At 33.1% G+C, this 15,950-nt stretch carries 13 protein-coding genes; 5 read left to right on the forward strand and 8 right to left on the reverse strand.

Going from position 1 to position 15,950, the window contains the following annotated elements; genetic code table 11:
• Positions 1-52: 52 nt before the first annotated feature.
• Positions 53-1,348 carry a fumarylacetoacetase gene (gene fahA / locus CGC48_RS01605; RefSeq protein ID WP_098028190.1) on the reverse strand — a complete coding sequence of 432 codons (1,296 nt, stop codon included), beginning with the start codon at positions 1,346-1,348 and terminating at the stop codon, positions 53-55.
• Between the two features lie 224 nt (positions 1,349-1,572).
• Between fahA and glyA the strand changes: the two genes are divergently transcribed.
• Complete coding sequence (glyA, locus tag CGC48_RS01610) at positions 1,573-2,847, forward strand: serine hydroxymethyltransferase (RefSeq protein WP_098028191.1); 1,275 nt, start codon at positions 1,573-1,575, stop codon at positions 2,845-2,847.
• 56 nt (positions 2,848-2,903) lie between these two features.
• On the opposite strand, the gene secA is transcribed toward glyA, so the two are convergent.
• Together secA and CGC48_RS01620 are read right to left on the reverse strand one after the other, a co-directional pair.
• The gene (gene secA, locus CGC48_RS01615; RefSeq protein ID WP_098028192.1) at positions 2,904-6,263 is read right to left on the reverse strand and encodes a preprotein translocase subunit SecA; all 3,360 of its coding nucleotides are present in this window, start codon (positions 6,261-6,263) and stop codon (positions 2,904-2,906) included.
• A 173-nt stretch (positions 6,264-6,436) separates the two neighbouring features.
• A complete protein-coding gene (locus CGC48_RS01620; protein ID WP_026193747.1) occupies positions 6,437-6,658 on the reverse strand; it encodes a DUF2795 domain-containing protein in 222 nt (73 codons plus the stop codon).
• A gap of 211 nt (positions 6,659-6,869) precedes the next feature.
• Between CGC48_RS01620 and bshC the strand changes: the two genes are divergently transcribed.
• Positions 6,870-8,471, forward strand: a complete 1,602-nt coding sequence (gene bshC / locus CGC48_RS01625; protein WP_098028193.1) for a bacillithiol biosynthesis cysteine-adding enzyme BshC — start codon at positions 6,870-6,872, stop codon at positions 8,469-8,471.
• Positions 8,472-8,500: 29 nt separating this feature from the next.
• Entirely contained in the window at positions 8,501-9,103 is a 603-nt protein-coding gene (locus CGC48_RS01630; protein ID WP_098028194.1) for a SprT-like domain-containing protein, read from the forward strand.
• Here CGC48_RS01630 and CGC48_RS01635 read toward each other — a convergent pair.
• A complete protein-coding gene (locus CGC48_RS01635) occupies positions 9,098-9,817 on the reverse strand; it encodes a CDP-alcohol phosphatidyltransferase family protein (RefSeq protein WP_098029726.1) in 720 nt (239 codons plus the stop codon). The two genes, CGC48_RS01630 and CGC48_RS01635, sit on opposite strands and share 6 nt — an antisense overlap.
• Positions 9,818-9,886: 69 nt before the next feature.
• On the reverse strand, positions 9,887-10,702 hold the full coding sequence (locus CGC48_RS01640; RefSeq protein ID WP_098028195.1) for an FKBP-type peptidyl-prolyl cis-trans isomerase: 816 nt from the start codon (positions 10,700-10,702) through the stop codon (positions 9,887-9,889).
• A gap of 89 nt (positions 10,703-10,791) precedes the next feature.
• Between CGC48_RS01640 and CGC48_RS01645 the strand changes: the two genes are divergently transcribed.
• Positions 10,792-11,187 carry an RNA-binding S4 domain-containing protein gene (locus CGC48_RS01645; protein WP_098028196.1) on the forward strand — a complete coding sequence of 132 codons (396 nt, stop codon included), beginning with the start codon at positions 10,792-10,794 and terminating at the stop codon, positions 11,185-11,187.
• A gap of 74 nt (positions 11,188-11,261) precedes the next feature.
• Here the strand turns inward: CGC48_RS01645 and CGC48_RS01650 are convergent, their stop codons facing one another.
• From CGC48_RS01650 to CGC48_RS01660, 3 genes are all read right to left on the reverse strand, one after another.
• Positions 11,262-12,014, reverse strand: a complete 753-nt coding sequence (locus CGC48_RS01650) for an LEM-3-like GIY-YIG domain-containing protein (RefSeq protein ID WP_198537145.1) — start codon at positions 12,012-12,014, stop codon at positions 11,262-11,264.
• Positions 12,011-13,675, reverse strand: coding sequence for a hypothetical protein (locus CGC48_RS01655; protein WP_098028197.1), 1,665 nt, complete (start codon positions 13,673-13,675; stop codon positions 12,011-12,013). Before CGC48_RS01655 ends, CGC48_RS01650 begins: the two co-directional genes overlap by 4 nt.
• A gap of 322 nt (positions 13,676-13,997) precedes the next feature.
• A complete protein-coding gene (locus tag CGC48_RS01660) occupies positions 13,998-14,465 on the reverse strand; it encodes a hypothetical protein (RefSeq protein WP_098028198.1) in 468 nt (155 codons plus the stop codon).
• 503 nt (positions 14,466-14,968) lie between these two features.
• On the opposite strand from CGC48_RS01660, the gene CGC48_RS01665 reads away from it, so the two are divergent.
• On the forward strand, positions 14,969-15,766 hold the full coding sequence (locus CGC48_RS01665; RefSeq protein ID WP_098028199.1) for a Mur ligase domain-containing protein: 798 nt from the start codon (positions 14,969-14,971) through the stop codon (positions 15,764-15,766).
• Positions 15,767-15,950: the final 184 nt, after the last annotated feature.

A 15,950-nucleotide genomic window follows, 5' to 3' on the forward strand; every position in this document is an offset into this window, starting at 1 on the left:
ATAATATTTACTAATTTCTTTTGTTTTTCAGTTATTTATAATTCTCAAGTGTTTATCTTACATTTTTTATCCAAGGTTTCAAAAGCATATTACTTACTTCTCCAAATCCAATACGAAGATTGTGTTTTTGGCAGTAACCTTTTATTGTAATTATGTCATTATCTTTAAGATACGTACGTTCAACACCATTATTCAGTACATTTTTTTTAGTTCCTCCCTGTGTAATTTCGAGCAAGGAACTACCACTTTCATCTGTGTTTCCAGAAATAGCTCCGCTTGACATCAAGTCACCACTATTCACCTTACAACCGCTGATGGTATGATGTGTAAGTTGTTGTTCCATCGTCCAAAAAGTGTTCAGATAATTTGTTTTTGAAATCATCGTTGTACTTCCTTCCGAAGTTGTCAAAAACACCTCTAAATGAATGTCATACGTATAATTTTTCTCCTTTTGAAGATATGGAAGAGGCTCAGGAATTTGTTTTTCCTTTCTAACTTTGAATGGAGCCAAAGCATCTATTGTAACTATCCAAGGAGAAATAGACGAAGCAAAATTTTTCGCTAAAAATGAAGAAGTTGGCTGTGTTCGTTCCCATTTCTGAATATCTCTCGCACTCCAATTATTAAAAATTACCATCCCAAAGATATATTCATCAGCCTCCTCAATAGGAATGCTTTCTCCCAAAACGTTTGCATCTGTGGTTATGAATGCCATTTCCAGCTCAAAATCAACTTCATTCGATGGCAAAAGCTCTAATTTCGAAGCATCTTTTGGAAGAATTTGCCCGTATGGACGATGAATTGGAATTCCTGAAGGCACGATGGAAGAGCTTCTGCCGTGGTATCCCAAAGGAAAACTAAGTGGAGAAACTAAAAAATCTTCATATTGATTAATTTTTTTCAAATTCTCCATATAAGACATCTGATTCTCGCTCGAATAAAAGTTCGTATAATCCCCTATTCGCACAGGTAACTGCATTTCAATTTCATCTAAATTGAATAAAATTATCTTGCGATGCCTTTCGTTATCTCTTAAGGAAGGATTGTTCACATCGAATATTTCAGCAATACGATTTCTGACCAAACGCCAAGTTTTCTTTCCATCTGAGATAAAATCATTCAAACAATCTTGAGAGAAAATATCATCAGCTAAGGCAATTCCTTTGAAATATCCCAAACGATGCATTGCTCCCAAATCAACTGCTGTGTTGCCTATCCTCGTCCCAATGGTAACAACATCATCAGGGGTTAAAAAAACTCCAAAAGGAATATTTTGAATTGGAAAATCAGAGTCTTCCGAAACATCAATCCAAGTTTGAAGCACTGGTGAAACTGAACTCTCAAACATATATCTTACAATTTATAGCTACCACAATTGAGGAAACAAATATATTATTTTGCAGAATATAAATAAAATTTTTGATGAAAATATTTCAAAAATGAAACTACAAATAATTTATTTCTTTATAAATCATACAAGTAAAATAACTGAGAAAACTTTTCCTAAAAAACACATCAAAATATTACAAAAAAGACTACCTTTGGGGGATAATATAAACAATTTGAGACCATATGTTACGAGACAAACACATTTTTGAATTAATTGAAGACGAAAAAGAAAGACAACTACGTGGAATTGAGCTTATTGCTTCTGAAAACTTTGTAAGCCCACAAGTAATGGAAGCTGCAGGTTCCGTTCTAACAAACAAATATGCCGAAGGATATCCAGGTCGTCGCTATTATGGTGGCTGTGAAGTAGTTGACGAAGTAGAACAACTTGCTATCGACAGAGCTAAAATACTCTTTGGTGCAGAATATGCCAATGTACAACCTCACAGCGGCTCACAAGCTAATGCTGCTGTTTACTCTGCCTGTTTGCAACCCGATGATACTATTTTAGGATTAGACCTTGCTCACGGAGGGCATTTAACACACGGCTCTCCTGTGAACTTTTCTGGGAAAATATTCCGTGCTGTATCTTACGGAGTTGAGAAAGAAACAGGTATGCTCAATTACGATAAAATTGCAGAAATTGCTCAAAAAGAAAAACCTAAAATGATTGTTGCCGGATATTCTGCTTATTCGAGAAATATTGATTTTAAACGATTTAGAGAGATTGCAGATAGTGTTGGAGCATTTCTTTTAGCTGATATTGCTCACCCTGCAGGGCTTATCGCAAAAGGTCTGCTAAACGACCCTATTCCTCATTGCCATTTCGTAACAACTACCACGCACAAAACCTTACGTGGACCTCGTGGTGGACTTATCTTAATGGGTGAAGATTTTGAAAATCCATTCGGATTAAAAACTCCAAAAGGAGAAACTAGAATGATGTCATCTTTAGTAGATTTGGCAGTTTTCCCAGGAAATCAGGGTGGTCCGTTAATGCACATAATTGCTGCGAAAGCAGTTGCCTTTGGTGAAGCTCTTTCCGATGAGTTTCTTCATTACACCATCCAAGTACAAAAAAATGCGAAAGCTTTAGCAAAAGCCTTAATCGAAAAAGGTTATGATATTGTTTCTGGAGGAACAGATAATCATTTAATTCTCATTGATTTAAGAAATAAAAATATAAGCGGAAAAGATGCTGAAAAAGCACTTGTAAAAGCTGATATTACAGCAAATAAGAATATGGTTCCGTTTGATGATAAAAGTCCGTTTGTAACTTCAGGAATTCGCCTTGGAGTTGCTGCTGTTACCACACGTGGTTTGAAAGAAGATGATATGCAAATCATTGCAGACCTTTTTGATGAAGTTATTAAAAATCACCACAACGATGAACATTTAGAAGAAATCGCAGAAAAAGTAAATGACTTTATGGAAGATAGACCATTGTTTACTTATTAATAAAAAAACAAAAAAATAGTCCTGAAAATCAGGACTATTTTTTATCTATAATGTAATTAGCTATTAGGCAAAACTACCCATTCTCCTTTTTCGATAAGAGGTAAGGCTTGTTTGTATTTCATTTCTTTACGCTCTCCTGTTCGGATATTTTGAATGGTAACTCGTTCATTTCTATTAATTTTAGGTTGCTCACGAACGATGGTTTCAACCACTTGCGGACGTTGTTGTGTCTGCTCCATTGCTTGTCGATGGCGACTTGCTATTTCATCACTATTTAAAACTTCCTCTTTTGAAGTTTGATAATTTTCAGGCTCTTGAGAAATCCTTGCTTCTTCCACAGGTTGTGTTTGTTGTGGTAACTCTGCTTTAAACAAGAACGAAACGATTTCTTTATTTACCTTATCAATCATCGTTTTAAAAAGTTCAAAGGCTTCAAATTTATAGATTAACAGCGGATCTTTCTGCTCGTGAACTGCCAACTGAACTGATTGTTTCAACTCATCCATTCGGCGTAAGTGCATTTTCCATTCCTCATCGATAATCGCTAAAGTAATATTCTTTTCAAAATCATTAATTAATTGTTTACCATTGGTTTCGTAAGCTTCTTTTAAGTCCGTAACGATATTAAGTGCTTTTTGACCATCTGTAAAAGGAACTACAATACGCTCATACGTATTCGATGGATTTTCATAAACATTTTTTATCACAGGGAAAGCTATTTCTGCACTTTTCTCTGTTCTTTGATGATAATGAGCCAATACTTCTTTATATAGTTTGAAAACCAAATCATTAGCTGAAGTTTTTGCAAACTCTGACTCAGTAATTTGTGTTTTCAAGGAAAAATATTTAATCAACTCATACTCAAAGTTTTTGTAGTTATTTCCACCTTTATTCCCCTGTACTATTACCTCACAAGTATCAAAAATCATATTTGCCAAGTCTACTTTGAGGCGTTCTCCTTCCAAAGCATGACGACGACGTTTGTAAATCACTTCCCTTTGAGCATTCATCACATCGTCATATTCCAGCAAACGTTTACGAATTCCAAAGTTATTTTCCTCTACTTTTTTCTGTGCGGCTTCAATACGTTTGGTCATAATAGAATGTTGAATCACATCGCCTTCCTTATGTCCCAAATTATCCATCAATTTAGCAATACGCTCAGAACCAAATAGTCGCATCAGATTATCTTCCAAAGAAACATAGAAGAGCGAACTTCCTGGGTCTCCTTGACGACCTGAACGCCCTCTAAGCTGTCTGTCCACTCGACGTGAATCGTGGCGTTCCGTTCCGATAATTGCCAAACCTCCAGCAGCCTTTACTTCAGGCGTAAGTTTAATATCTGTTCCACGACCAGCCATATTCGTTGCAATTGTTACCACACCAGGTTGCCCTGCTTCTGCCACAATGTCAGCCTCTTTTTTATGTAACTTAGCATTCAATACGTTATGCTTAATCTTACGCATTGTAAGCATTCGGCTTAGCAATTCAGAAACCTCCACCGATGTTGTACCAATAAGCACAGGACGACCCGCTTCTGACAAACGCACAACTTCCTCAATTACAGCATTATATTTTTCACGCTTTGTTTTGTAAATCAAATCGTTTTGGTCTTTACGTGCAATTGGTCGGTTTGTTGGAATTTCCATTACATCTAATTTGTAAATTTCCCAAAACTCCCCAGCTTCCGTAATTGCAGTACCTGTCATTCCCGAAAGTTTGTTGTACATACGGAAATAATTTTGCAACGTAATTGTAGCGTAAGTTTGTGTTGCTGCCTCAATTTTTACATTTTCCTTAGCTTCAATGGCTTGATGTAATCCATCAGAATAACGGCGACCATCCATAATACGTCCCGTTTGTTCATCAACAATCAAAACTTTATTGTCAATTACCACATATTCAACATCTTTTTCAAATAATGTATATGCTTTCAACAATTGATTAAGTGTATGAATACGCTCACTTTTCACACTAAATTCTTGGAAAAGTTTTTCTTTCAAAGCAGCTTCTTCCTCAATTGGAAGGTTTTGCTTTTCAATATTCGTTATTTCGATACTAACGTCAGGAAGTACAAAGAAATTTTTATCTCCATCGAAAGAAATATCAGCAAACCCCTTGTCTGTCAGCTCAATTTGATTATTTTTTTCATCAATCACGAAATAAAGTTCTTCATCAACTTTTGGCATTTCGCGATTGTTATCCTGCATATAATAATTTTCAGTTTTTTGAAGAAGTTGCTTCACTCCTTCTTCACTTAAAAACTTGATAAGTGCCTTATTCTTAGGCAATCCACGATGCACACGAAGCAACAAGAAACCTCCGTCTTTTGTATTTCCTTCTGCGATGAGTTTACGTGCATCAGCAAGAACTTTTGTTAAATATTGTCTTTGTTTTGAAACTAAATCAGAAACAATTGGTTTTAACTCGTTAAACTCGTGATATTCTCCCTTAGGTGTTGGTCCTGAAATGATTAACGGAGTACGTGCATCATCAACTAACACAGAATCCACCTCATCGACAATGGCATAATTATGAGCACGTTGAACCAAATCAGCGGAAGTATGTGCCATATTGTCACGTAAATAGTCGAAACCAAATTCGTTATTTGTTCCGTAAGTGATATCAGCATTGTATGCTCTACGTCTTTCTTCGGAATTAGGTCGGTGATTATCAATACAATCTACGCGCATTCCGTGAAACTCAAACAACGGAGCCATCCACGCACTATCCCTTCTTGCTAAGTAATCATTCACAGTAACTAAGTGAACTCCATTTCCTGTTAAAGCATTCAAATATACAGGCAATGTTGCTACAAGTGTCTTACCCTCACCTGTTTGCATTTCCGCGATCTTTCCTTGATGCAAAGCAATTCCTCCGATAAGTTGCACATCGTAATGCACCATATCCCACGTAACTTCCTTACCTGCTGCGTCCCACGAATTTTTCCAAATGGCTTTATCTTCATCAAGGCTCACATAACTTTTTGTTGCAGAAAGTTCTCTATCATAGGGAGTTGCAGTCACAGTAAGCGTCTGATTATTAGCGAATCGTTTTGAAGTTTCCTTAACAACAGCAAAAGCTTCCGGCAAAATTTCATTGAGTGTTTTCTCTGAAACTTCGTATGCTTCGGTATTTAACTTATCTATTTCAGTATACAAATCTTCCTTTTTATCAATATCTTCAGTTTGATTTGCTTGTTGCTGTAAATCAAAGATTTTGGCATCTATTTCTGCCCTTGCTCCTTTGATTTTTTCTTTAAATTCAATAGTTTTTGCACGAAGCTCATCGTTAGAAATATTCTCTAACTGACTGGCGTAAGCCTTTATTTTCTCAACAATAGGCTGAATTGTCTTTAAGTCTTTCTTTGCCTTATCACCTACAAAAATTTTTATTAGTGAATTTACAATATTCATATATATTTAATTAAAAACGAAATTATTAATAATCTACATTTATTTTTGAATCTCTGCCAGAATTTCCCAATAAGTGTACCATATTTATGAAAACTGACAAAAATTCAGGATTTTAATAAAAACAAAAAAGTCTCTTATCTTTCAAGAGACTTTTCCTTTATATTCAAAACGCATTAATATTCATCTTCATTCCAAAAGTAATCCTCATCAGAAGGATAATCTGGCCAAATTTCTTCAATTGACTCATACATATCGCCTTCATCTTCAAGAGATTGAAGATTTTCAACAACTTCCATTGGAGCTCCAGTTCTGATTGCATAATCAATTAATTCATCTTTGGTTGCAGGCCAAGGTGCATCGCTCAAATATGATGCAAGTTCTAATGTCCAATACATAATTCCTCTGGTATTAATTTTTTGTTCTATTGAATTTTTTTGCAAAAGTAATTTTATTTTTCAATTATACAAACATTTTAAGTTTTTTATTTTCACATACTGATAAAAATTAAAAATTAATATCTAATATCTCGATTTACGTAAAAATATTTCTTAAATAACTACTCTGTATTGATAAATTTGATATTTTTGCAACATAATTAATAAATATATGATTGTAAGCCAAATCCCGTTGAAACAAACTCACTTTTTTTCTTCTCTTATGAGTGACTATGTACTTGAAAAAGAGGAGTTACGTAGCTTTTATAATCACTTTCCGAGCGTTTCGAACTTCAAAAAACAAATTGAAGAAAAGCAAAATAGCTTTAGCGATGAAGCAAGAGTTCGGTTGGTAAATTCCATAAAAGAGCAGTATTCTGAAATGAAAACCTCTTCAAAAGTAGTAGAAAATATTGAGCTTTTAGGCAAAAAAAATACATTTACAATTACAACGGGACATCAATTGAGTCTTTTTACTGGGCATCTTTATTTCATTTACAAGATTGTCTCCACAATCAATACAGCCAAAATTCTTTCTGAAAAATATCCTGATTTTAATTTTGTTCCAATATACTGGATGGCTACTGAAGACCACGACTTTGAAGAAATTAATCATTTTCATTTACAAAACCGAAGCTTGTACTGGAATAGCTCAGAAAAAGGAATGACGGGAGCATTCAAAACCGATTCCTTAGAAAAAGTTTTTGAGGTATTTGAAAGTTCAATTGGTGTTGGAAAAAATGCTGATTTCCTAAAAAATCTATTCAAATCCAGTTATTTAGAACATAATAATCTTGCTTGTGCCACTCGTTTTTTAGTAAACGCTCTGTTTGAACAATATGGCGTAGTAGTTGTAGATGGAAATCATCACGAACTTAAAAAATCTTTTATTCCTTACATTAAAAACGATTTATTCAAAAACACTGCTTATCAAGAAGTTACAAAAACTATTTCAGAACTTGAAAATACAAACAAAACGTATCCTGTACAGGTAAATCCACGTGAAATCAATCTATTTTACCTTACTGATAATGGTAGAAATCGCATTGTTGCCTCTGAAAATGGATTTGAGGTTCATCAAACAGACATTTTTTTTAGTAAAAGTGAAATTCTTGAGGAATTAGAAAATTATCCTGAACGTTTTTCTCCAAATGTAATTATACGACCTCTGTATCAGGAAGTTATCTTACCTAATTTAGCTTATATCGGCGGAGGTGGAGAAATTGCTTACTGGCTGGAACTCAAACGTTTTTTTGATACAGAAAAAGTTCCTTTTCCAATATTGATGCTTCGAAATTCAGCTTTATTAATATCTAAAAATCAGCACAATAAAATAAAAAAACTGAACATATCTATAACGGACTTATTTCTGAAAACGGAAGATTTGAAAAATAAAAAAGTTAAAGAACTTAGTAATTTTCCAATTGATTTCACTCAGCAGAAGAACGCTTTACAAAAACAATTTTCAGACTTGTATTTAATTGCTGAAAAAACAGATGCTTCTTTTAAAAATGCCGTCAAAGCCCAAGAAGTAAAGCAACTAAAAGGGTTAGAAAATCTTGAAAAACGATTACTTAAAGCCCAAAAGCGAAAATTTTCTGATGAAATACAACGCACCATTCTTCTGAAAAATGAGCTATTTCCAAATAACTCATTACAGGAACGTTATTGTAATTTCTCAGATTTTTACATACAACAAGGTACAGATTTTATCCCTAATTTGATTGAAAACTTCAATCCGTTTGAATTTGAGTTTTTGGTAATGACCTACTAATCAATTTTTTGTGTCTTTCTTGTAACAAAATGGAACATATACTTGCAAAATATCTACCTGAAAATGCGGTTTTACCTTGTTTTGAACTCATCAAACTACATAAAATACATCTAAAAATTGTAAATGAACGAAAAACAAGGCACGGAGATTACAGACAACTACCTAACGGACAACATCTTATAACCATAAACACTAATAGCAACAAATATCGCTTTTTAATCACACTTATTCACGAAATTGCTCATTTAGTAGCTTTTGAAAAATTTAGTAAACAAATAAAACCCCACGGAAACGAGTGGAAATACACTTTTCGTATGTTAATGCTGCCTTTCATTTCTCCTGATATTTTTCCACAGAAACTATTAGGAATTGTTGCCAATCATTTTAAAAATCCGTCCGCAAGTAGTGATATTGACCCCGTTTTATCAATTGCTCTAAAAGATTTTGATGGCAAAGAGGAAATGGAAAATTTTGTATTTGAATTACCTATGGGAGCCATATTTCGCACACAAGATGGAAGGGTTTTTCAAAAAGGCAAAAAAAGAATTAAATGTTATGAATGTATGGAAATACAGACGAGAAAAATTTATATTTTTCAGCCTCACGCTATAATAGAACCTTTAAAATCATAGCTTGTTGCTATATTTATTCTGAAAAATAGAAATTAAAATATAGAAAACAATAATTATAGGAACAGCAATAAGTTTAAAAGACAACAAGCCTAATATACTTATTATCAAATATATATATCTTATCTTATTATTCTGAAATGAATAATCTTCAAATTTCAATGCAAATAATGGAACTTCAGCATTCAGCATATAACTACTCAAGAGAGTAATCCCAACCAAAATCCACGTATTTTGCAAAATATTTTCAAGAAAATCAGTAGAATGATGTTGTAAAATTATTGGTAAAGATAGGATAAACAACGCATTAGCAGGGGTTGGTAAACCTATAAAACCAGTTGTTTGGCGGGTATCAATATTAAATTTTGCCAATCTGTAAGCCGAAGCCAAAGTAATGAAAAACCCAAAATAAGGAAATATTTCTGCAAACAAACCATTATTCTGAAGCACAAAATTACTCTTTGAAAGAAGTTGAAACATTCCCACACCAGGAACCACTCCTGAAGTTACCATATCCGCCAAAGAGTCCAACTGCAATCCTAAATCAGATTTTACATTCAGAAGACGTGCAAAAAATCCATCAAAAAAATCAAAAAATATACCTAAAGCCACAAAAAAGAAAGCCCAATCCAGTTTGTTCTGAACAGCCAAAACAACAGCTATTGTGCCACAAAGCAAATTTAATAGCGTAATAATGTTAGGAATTTGTTTTCTCATTTCTAAAAAAGAACACATAAGACAAAGAGGCTAAACTCTCATCTTATGTGTTTTTTATATTCTACTTTTTTATTTACACTTGTCTTTATCCAAATAATCTGGGATGCCATCTTTATCGCAGTCTGGCAATGTAACTATCCCATAATCATCACGTTTGATTTCCTTAATAGAAGGAATATTATCTCCGTCGTGGTCTGCATTTCTGGTTTTTATTAAATGTATTGTAAATATCAACGGAGAATATGCAGGAATTTTTGAAGTTGCCGAACTAAAATAAGCTACACCCGATGGTATAAAGAAGACCCCTACTCCACCATCTTTTGGGACGTTTAGTGTTCCATCAGCGTTTGGAATTACCCCTGATTTTGAATCTTTTAACAATGAAACCGCCTCTCTAAATCCCATAACACTTCCATTATTTCTTTCACTTCTGGTGCCAAGCAAATCCCACCAGTTGGATCTTGTATAACCTATCGTTCTATCGAATTCCTTTCCGTTTAGCAATTGTCCTCTGTAAGTTATGAAAACAGAATCTGCAACGGTTGATTTTTGTCCACTGCCCTCTTGTACAAGCAAATAATACAACTTATGGCGTACTTTATTGTTATTTACATCATAAACATCAAGCTCTATGTTTCTAACTTTCTCAAACAAAGAAGCCTCTTTTGCATTCTTCCCTGCAATGGTGTCTAATATAACTTCATTATTTTCAAACTTATAGAAATGTGTTTTTAGATACGACACGATTGAAGCCTCGTTTTCGTCTCGTACCTCCGTTACATCACGAGGAGGAGTTATCTTTTTCTCATTATCATCGTCTTTTTTACAAGAAACTGCCATCAATACTGATAACAAACTGATACTTAATATAGTTTTTCTTATCATACAAAAATTATATTTTTTTGAGGGTGCAAGATACGAAATTATATTATTTTTGCACCATACTTTATAAATATTTAATACCAAAGATTTTTATGAGGATTGACAAATTCTTGTGGTGTGTACGTTATTTTAAAACACGAAATATCGCTACCGAAGCCTGTAAAAAAGGACATATACGAGTTAATGGAGAGGCTGTTAAACCATCACGAGAGGTTTTCGTTGGGGATAAAATTGTTGTTCGTAAAAATCAAATTAACTATGAGTTAAAAGTTTTGGATATTCCCCTTTCAAGAGTTGGAGCAAAATTAGTAGATTTATACCGACACGATTTAACTCCCCCAGAAGCCTTTGAACAAGCTGAAATACAAAAACTCGCACAAGAATATTACCGACAAAAAGGCGAAGGACGACCCACTAAAAAAGACCGCCGTGCCATTGACAATCTCCTCAATGAAATTGATGACGACGATGATTTTTTTGATGAGTAAATAAAAACACCTCCAAAAGTTATACAATTTGGAGGCAATGATTTTACTAATCCCTTCTATATTCAGGCTGTATATTACGTATATCGTACGGGATTGGCACTCCCTTTTTTACTAAATCCTTTGGGGACTCGTTTTCTTAAATATAGATTTTGTACCTCTTTGGAAGCCCTTTCGCCAACGAACCCAACTCTGTCAGGGACTTCGTGATCAAAATCAGGAAAGTTTTCTCTGGTAGCCTCTCTCCACTCCAAAGGCTTAAAAACACCTATAATAATACCATTCTTCACAGCTAAAACATACTCTGATTTTCTAGCTCTTTTAATACTCAGTTTCCAAGAAAAACGAACTTTTTGGTAAATATCATCTACTTCATGGTTATAATTATTAATAGTTATCAATATCATATTATGCTTAAAAACAGCCTCTTCAGCAGTGTATTTTTCTTCTATTTGTTCGGATGTCATCATTCCAAAATCATCACTCTTATGACCTCTTACTAAATTGGTTAATTCACCATCTTCACCATAAGCATCAATCAAAGCACTTTCCACTTCAAAAGCTGTATTTTCGCTCATTCCGTGACGATGAATAATGTGCTTTACCTGAAATTTTGCTTTTTGAATTTCCCTAATTTTATCATATTTCAAACTAACAGCGTCATCCCCTTTTTCATTAAATGATAAAGCTGTTTTTATGTGATTAAAAACACGGTTTCCTTTACCTTTCCCCACATAGAATGTTTTGCTATTACGAGGGTCAATAAGCCGATAGACATAGTAATTTAAGTTTTCTACTACTTCTGGTTTAAATTCTGTTACATTCATCATTTCTTACATTTTAGTTGTTTTTCTACTTCATCCAAAAATTCCTTTTCCTTAGGAGCTAAATCTCTATCTACATTAGCCAAGTAATTCAGCCTTTCTAAAACCTCTTTTATTTTCTCTTCACTGCTAAAAATAAAATCCCTTTCCGTAAGGTCAGGTAATACTGGAGTATTTAATAGATGAAATAATCTCTTACGCTGTTTGTTGGTAAAATCGGATATTCCTCCTATAATTTCTGTAAAATAAGTCTTTTCTTCTTCTACTATTTTTTGGTCAACTTTGGCCAAATAGATAAGAAGGACTACTTCTTTAAATTTATCATCTCTATTCTTGAATTTTTTCGTATTAAATAGTCTCCCAAACAAATTTTGCGTAGTTTTTATAATATTTCCTACACTTTGTTTTACTTTTTCTGGGTCATCTTCAAGAATAATCTCGGGGTTTTCAAAAAAATCAACAATAGTTAATTGATGCATTTCATTTGTCAGTATGTGAATATAATTAACTCTCACACAAGGAACTATTTGATAATAAACTTCCTCTTGGGTTACAAGAGGGAATCTATCTTTATGGAGACCTATCTCCCTTCTAAAAACATCTGTATATTCCTTACTGTACTGGTCGTAGCTTACTCTAATATCGTTATTGATATTAATAAAGTGCTTTTCTAACTGATAAACCTTGGGAATATGATTTCGAATAATATCTGCAGATACACCAAGTGAATTATTTTTCACAATAACTTTTTCCTCATTTGCTGTATTCACTGTTGTTTGAACAAAAACAATCTGAGCAACTTTACCTTGAGCATCACATTGCGGACAATCTATCTTACCTCTCCTTTGGACATCTGCATAGCAATGGGAGCAAGTAATCTTTCCTGTAGTATCACATTTAATACATTCTATTTTTCCAAAACCATTACAAACACTACAATCAACCTCACCTTTACCCATACACTTTGGACATCTCATTTTACCTCTTCCCCTGCAATTCTGGCACTTTTTATCTCCATTGTTTCCACTTCCAAAGCAAGTATCACATTGAACAAAACCCGATTTATTACACTTTCTACACCTCTCTTTTTTGTCTCCTTTACATTTTTCACAACGGACTTCTCCTTTGCCCTTACACTCAGAACAAGTCCATTCGTGCCTACCTTTACACGTTTCGTCCAAGCATCGAATATATTTTTCTCCCGAACAATGCTGACAAAAACTATGATAAGTTTGTTCTGGAACATAACGAGAATATTGTAAATCCATAATCTTATTTTCCCCATTTATAGAGGAGACATCAAGTGGAAAATCAAAAACTCTTTCATTTACGTTAAAATTTTCGGGTGTTATTCGAAAATCATTTTTGAGTATTCGTAATATTTCCTCTAAAACAGTGTCTGATTGTTGTCCAAATTGAGCTTTCCTTTCTTCTAAGAAAGAAAATATTCGTTGTATTACAGGATAAAAAGGAAAACGAACTATTTTGGCTTGTCGGTCAATTCTTTGATATTTGTAATTAATAAAAACATAATTACAGCGTTTTAGTTTTTCATCATCTGAAATAATAATCTTTTCAAACTGTTGTGGATTACTTTTCGATAGAAACTTCTTTATATCTATAGCTGAAATAGCTTGAAATTGTTTGTTAGCTTTCTCTTTCATCATAACTTTTATACTCAAAAAGCATTCATTATATCATTTGTGACGTACTTATTTAGACAATTTTATTAAAATACTGAAAACTCCAGTTCTAAAAATCTTATCTAATAACTCAACATCTCTAAATTTACAGTTTCGAACCATATTTAGCCACTTAACAACTGTATTTACTCTCTCAAATAACCTCTAAATTATGGTCACAAACTCTTTTTTTCGGTTCAGAACCTCAATTTACCAGTTCAGAACCTCTTTTTGTTGCTCCAAAACCTCAAATTACCAGCTCAGAACCGCATTTTATAGCTCCAAAAACCCTATTTTGGCAGTTATATTATTTAGTTGTGCGTTTTCCAGACCTGAAAAACTGACTTAAAGCCTCCCAAATGGATTTAATCCCTGGGATATTCTCCTTACTTAAAAACCGAATGTTTCGGTAAAAACTAAGCGAATTGAAATAATTATCGTGGTCAAGCAACACTTTGGTATCCGAAAGCTGTTCAACAAGGTTTTCAAGTCGCTGTAAACGAGTTTCAATCTGCGTACGAGCCAGAAAATCACGGTCATATTCTTCCTTATCCAAAAAACTCGGCACATATTGTGGGTACTGCTCCATCAACTCCTTACATTTGTTTACAAAAAGTTTGTTCTGTTCAGCGATACTGCCATACTGCCTACGCTCATCGGAGGTTAGGTTCACCGTTTTGCCTTTCAGCACAGTTTCAATAGTTTGAAGAGCTGCATCAATCTTACCAAGTTCCTCATCAGTAAAAGATAACTGAATTAAATTTTCAAAAGCCATATCTTATAGATTTTACATTATTATAGTTCGAAGAAAATAAAAATCCGCTCAACAGAGATTCCTCTCCATCAAGCGGATAAATGTTATGAAAAAATTATAATTTAGGTTATTTAAATCCTGTGCTAAAGCACTTAAAAATATGCTGATTTTATGTGAATTACACAAATTTTTCATAGTATTTTTATGCTTCCAATTGAGTTAATATGCGAAGCAAATGTATAAAAATTAACATTAAAACAAAATATTTCAAGTAAATTTAACAAAAAAAAATAAAAGTGATTGGATATCACATCGTAAGTAAATATTTCATTTTCATATCCTTTTCTTTTTATTTAAAAAATATTGAAACACATAAAATAAGTTATCTTTTTGAAAAACAGATATAAAATCACAAATAAAATAGCTTTAAAACAATATGTTTATTTTTATAACAAACCCTGTTTTGTAAAATAGATTATAAAAGTTACTTTTGCCAATATTTTTATTCTTTATAATCATCAAAAATGCAAGTACATTTCATATTTAATGAAGATATTTTGTTACAGAATTTAATGTCTGAACTTTCAAAAACAGATATAGTTACATCAAAAAATGAGGAAATAAACTCAAAAATTGACCTTGTTGTTGTAAGTACAGGACTACCAGAAATCCACCCAGATATATTAAAAGCCAATAGTTTAGGGTTAAAAACTATCTTTTACCCTGAGTTTATTCGTGAATATTTTAAAAACAAAACTCGAGTTGTCATAGCAGGAAATGAAGGCAAGAAAAACATTCTTAAAATGGTGTTGCACACAATGAATTTCCACGATATTCCTATCAGCTATTTTATTGAAAATAAGATAGATGGAAAGAATTTTCAAATTGTAGAAGATAGTGAATTTGCATTGATTGAAGGTAACGAAAATAGCATAACAAATGACAATCTTCAGGCAAAATTTCTCTCATATCAACCTACAGTTGCCTTAATTTCAGACATTTCTTTCGAAGAAAATTCTGAAAAATATAGCTCTTTTATTGATAGCATTACCAAAGGAGGAATTTTAATCTACAATAAGGAGGATTCTCCGTTAAAAAACATCGTTGAAACTTCTGAAAATCCAATTCGGAAGCTAGAATATAAAACACCTCATTATGAAACAGATGGAAAATCATTATTCTTAACAACCGATGAAGGGCAACTTCTATTAGAAAACGTTCAACCACAAGAAGTTATAAACATAGAAGGGGCAAAATGGACTTGCCAAAATATGGGCATAGACGAAGTAGATTTCTATGAAGCTATGGCTTCTTTCTATTAACTTTCTTCCGCAGTAAAACTTTAAAAAATCGTATCTTTTTCTGTTTTCATCATTGGCATAACAATTGCAAGGTATAAATGTTTATTTGTAGTAAAATACAAATAACATACTGATGTACAGAAATTTATTTAAGTAAAACAATTTTCATTTGTCAGAATTATTCAAACAATCCTGACATAATGAC

Origin of the sequence: Capnocytophaga cynodegmi (assembly GCF_002302475.1) — a bacterium.
Classification (GTDB): domain Bacteria; phylum Bacteroidota; class Bacteroidia; order Flavobacteriales; family Flavobacteriaceae; genus Capnocytophaga; species Capnocytophaga cynodegmi.

What these genes read in the sequence shown, in the direction of transcription:
- CGC48_RS01630 (WP_098028194.1), top strand. Translation starts at nt 8,501, where the DNA reads ATGGAACATATACTTGCAAAATATCTACCTGAAAATGCGGTTTTACCT.
- CGC48_RS01620 (WP_026193747.1), bottom strand. Translation starts at nt 6,658, where the DNA reads ATGTATTGGACATTAGAACTTGCATCATATTTGAGCGATGCACCTTGG.
- CGC48_RS01635 (WP_098029726.1), bottom strand. Translation starts at nt 9,817, where the DNA reads ATGAGAAAACAAATTCCTAACATTATTACGCTATTAAATTTGCTTTGT.
- CGC48_RS01640 (WP_098028195.1), bottom strand. Translation starts at nt 10,702, where the DNA reads ATGATAAGAAAAACTATATTAAGTATCAGTTTGTTATCAGTATTGATG.
- CGC48_RS01665 (WP_098028199.1), top strand. Translation starts at nt 14,969, where the DNA reads ATGCAAGTACATTTCATATTTAATGAAGATATTTTGTTACAGAATTTA.
- bshC (WP_098028193.1), top strand. Translation starts at nt 6,870, where the DNA reads ATGATTGTAAGCCAAATCCCGTTGAAACAAACTCACTTTTTTTCTTCT.
- CGC48_RS01655 (WP_098028197.1), bottom strand. Translation starts at nt 13,675, where the DNA reads ATGATGAAAGAGAAAGCTAACAAACAATTTCAAGCTATTTCAGCTATA.
- secA (WP_098028192.1), bottom strand. Translation starts at nt 6,263, where the DNA reads ATGAATATTGTAAATTCACTAATAAAAATTTTTGTAGGTGATAAGGCA.
- glyA (WP_098028191.1), top strand. Translation starts at nt 1,573, where the DNA reads ATGTTACGAGACAAACACATTTTTGAATTAATTGAAGACGAAAAAGAA.
- fahA (WP_098028190.1), bottom strand. Translation starts at nt 1,348, where the DNA reads ATGTTTGAGAGTTCAGTTTCACCAGTGCTTCAAACTTGGATTGATGTT.
- CGC48_RS01645 (WP_098028196.1), top strand. Translation starts at nt 10,792, where the DNA reads ATGAGGATTGACAAATTCTTGTGGTGTGTACGTTATTTTAAAACACGA.
- CGC48_RS01650 (WP_198537145.1), bottom strand. Translation starts at nt 12,014, where the DNA reads ATGATGAATGTAACAGAATTTAAACCAGAAGTAGTAGAAAACTTAAAT.
- CGC48_RS01660 (WP_098028198.1), bottom strand. Translation starts at nt 14,465, where the DNA reads ATGGCTTTTGAAAATTTAATTCAGTTATCTTTTACTGATGAGGAACTT.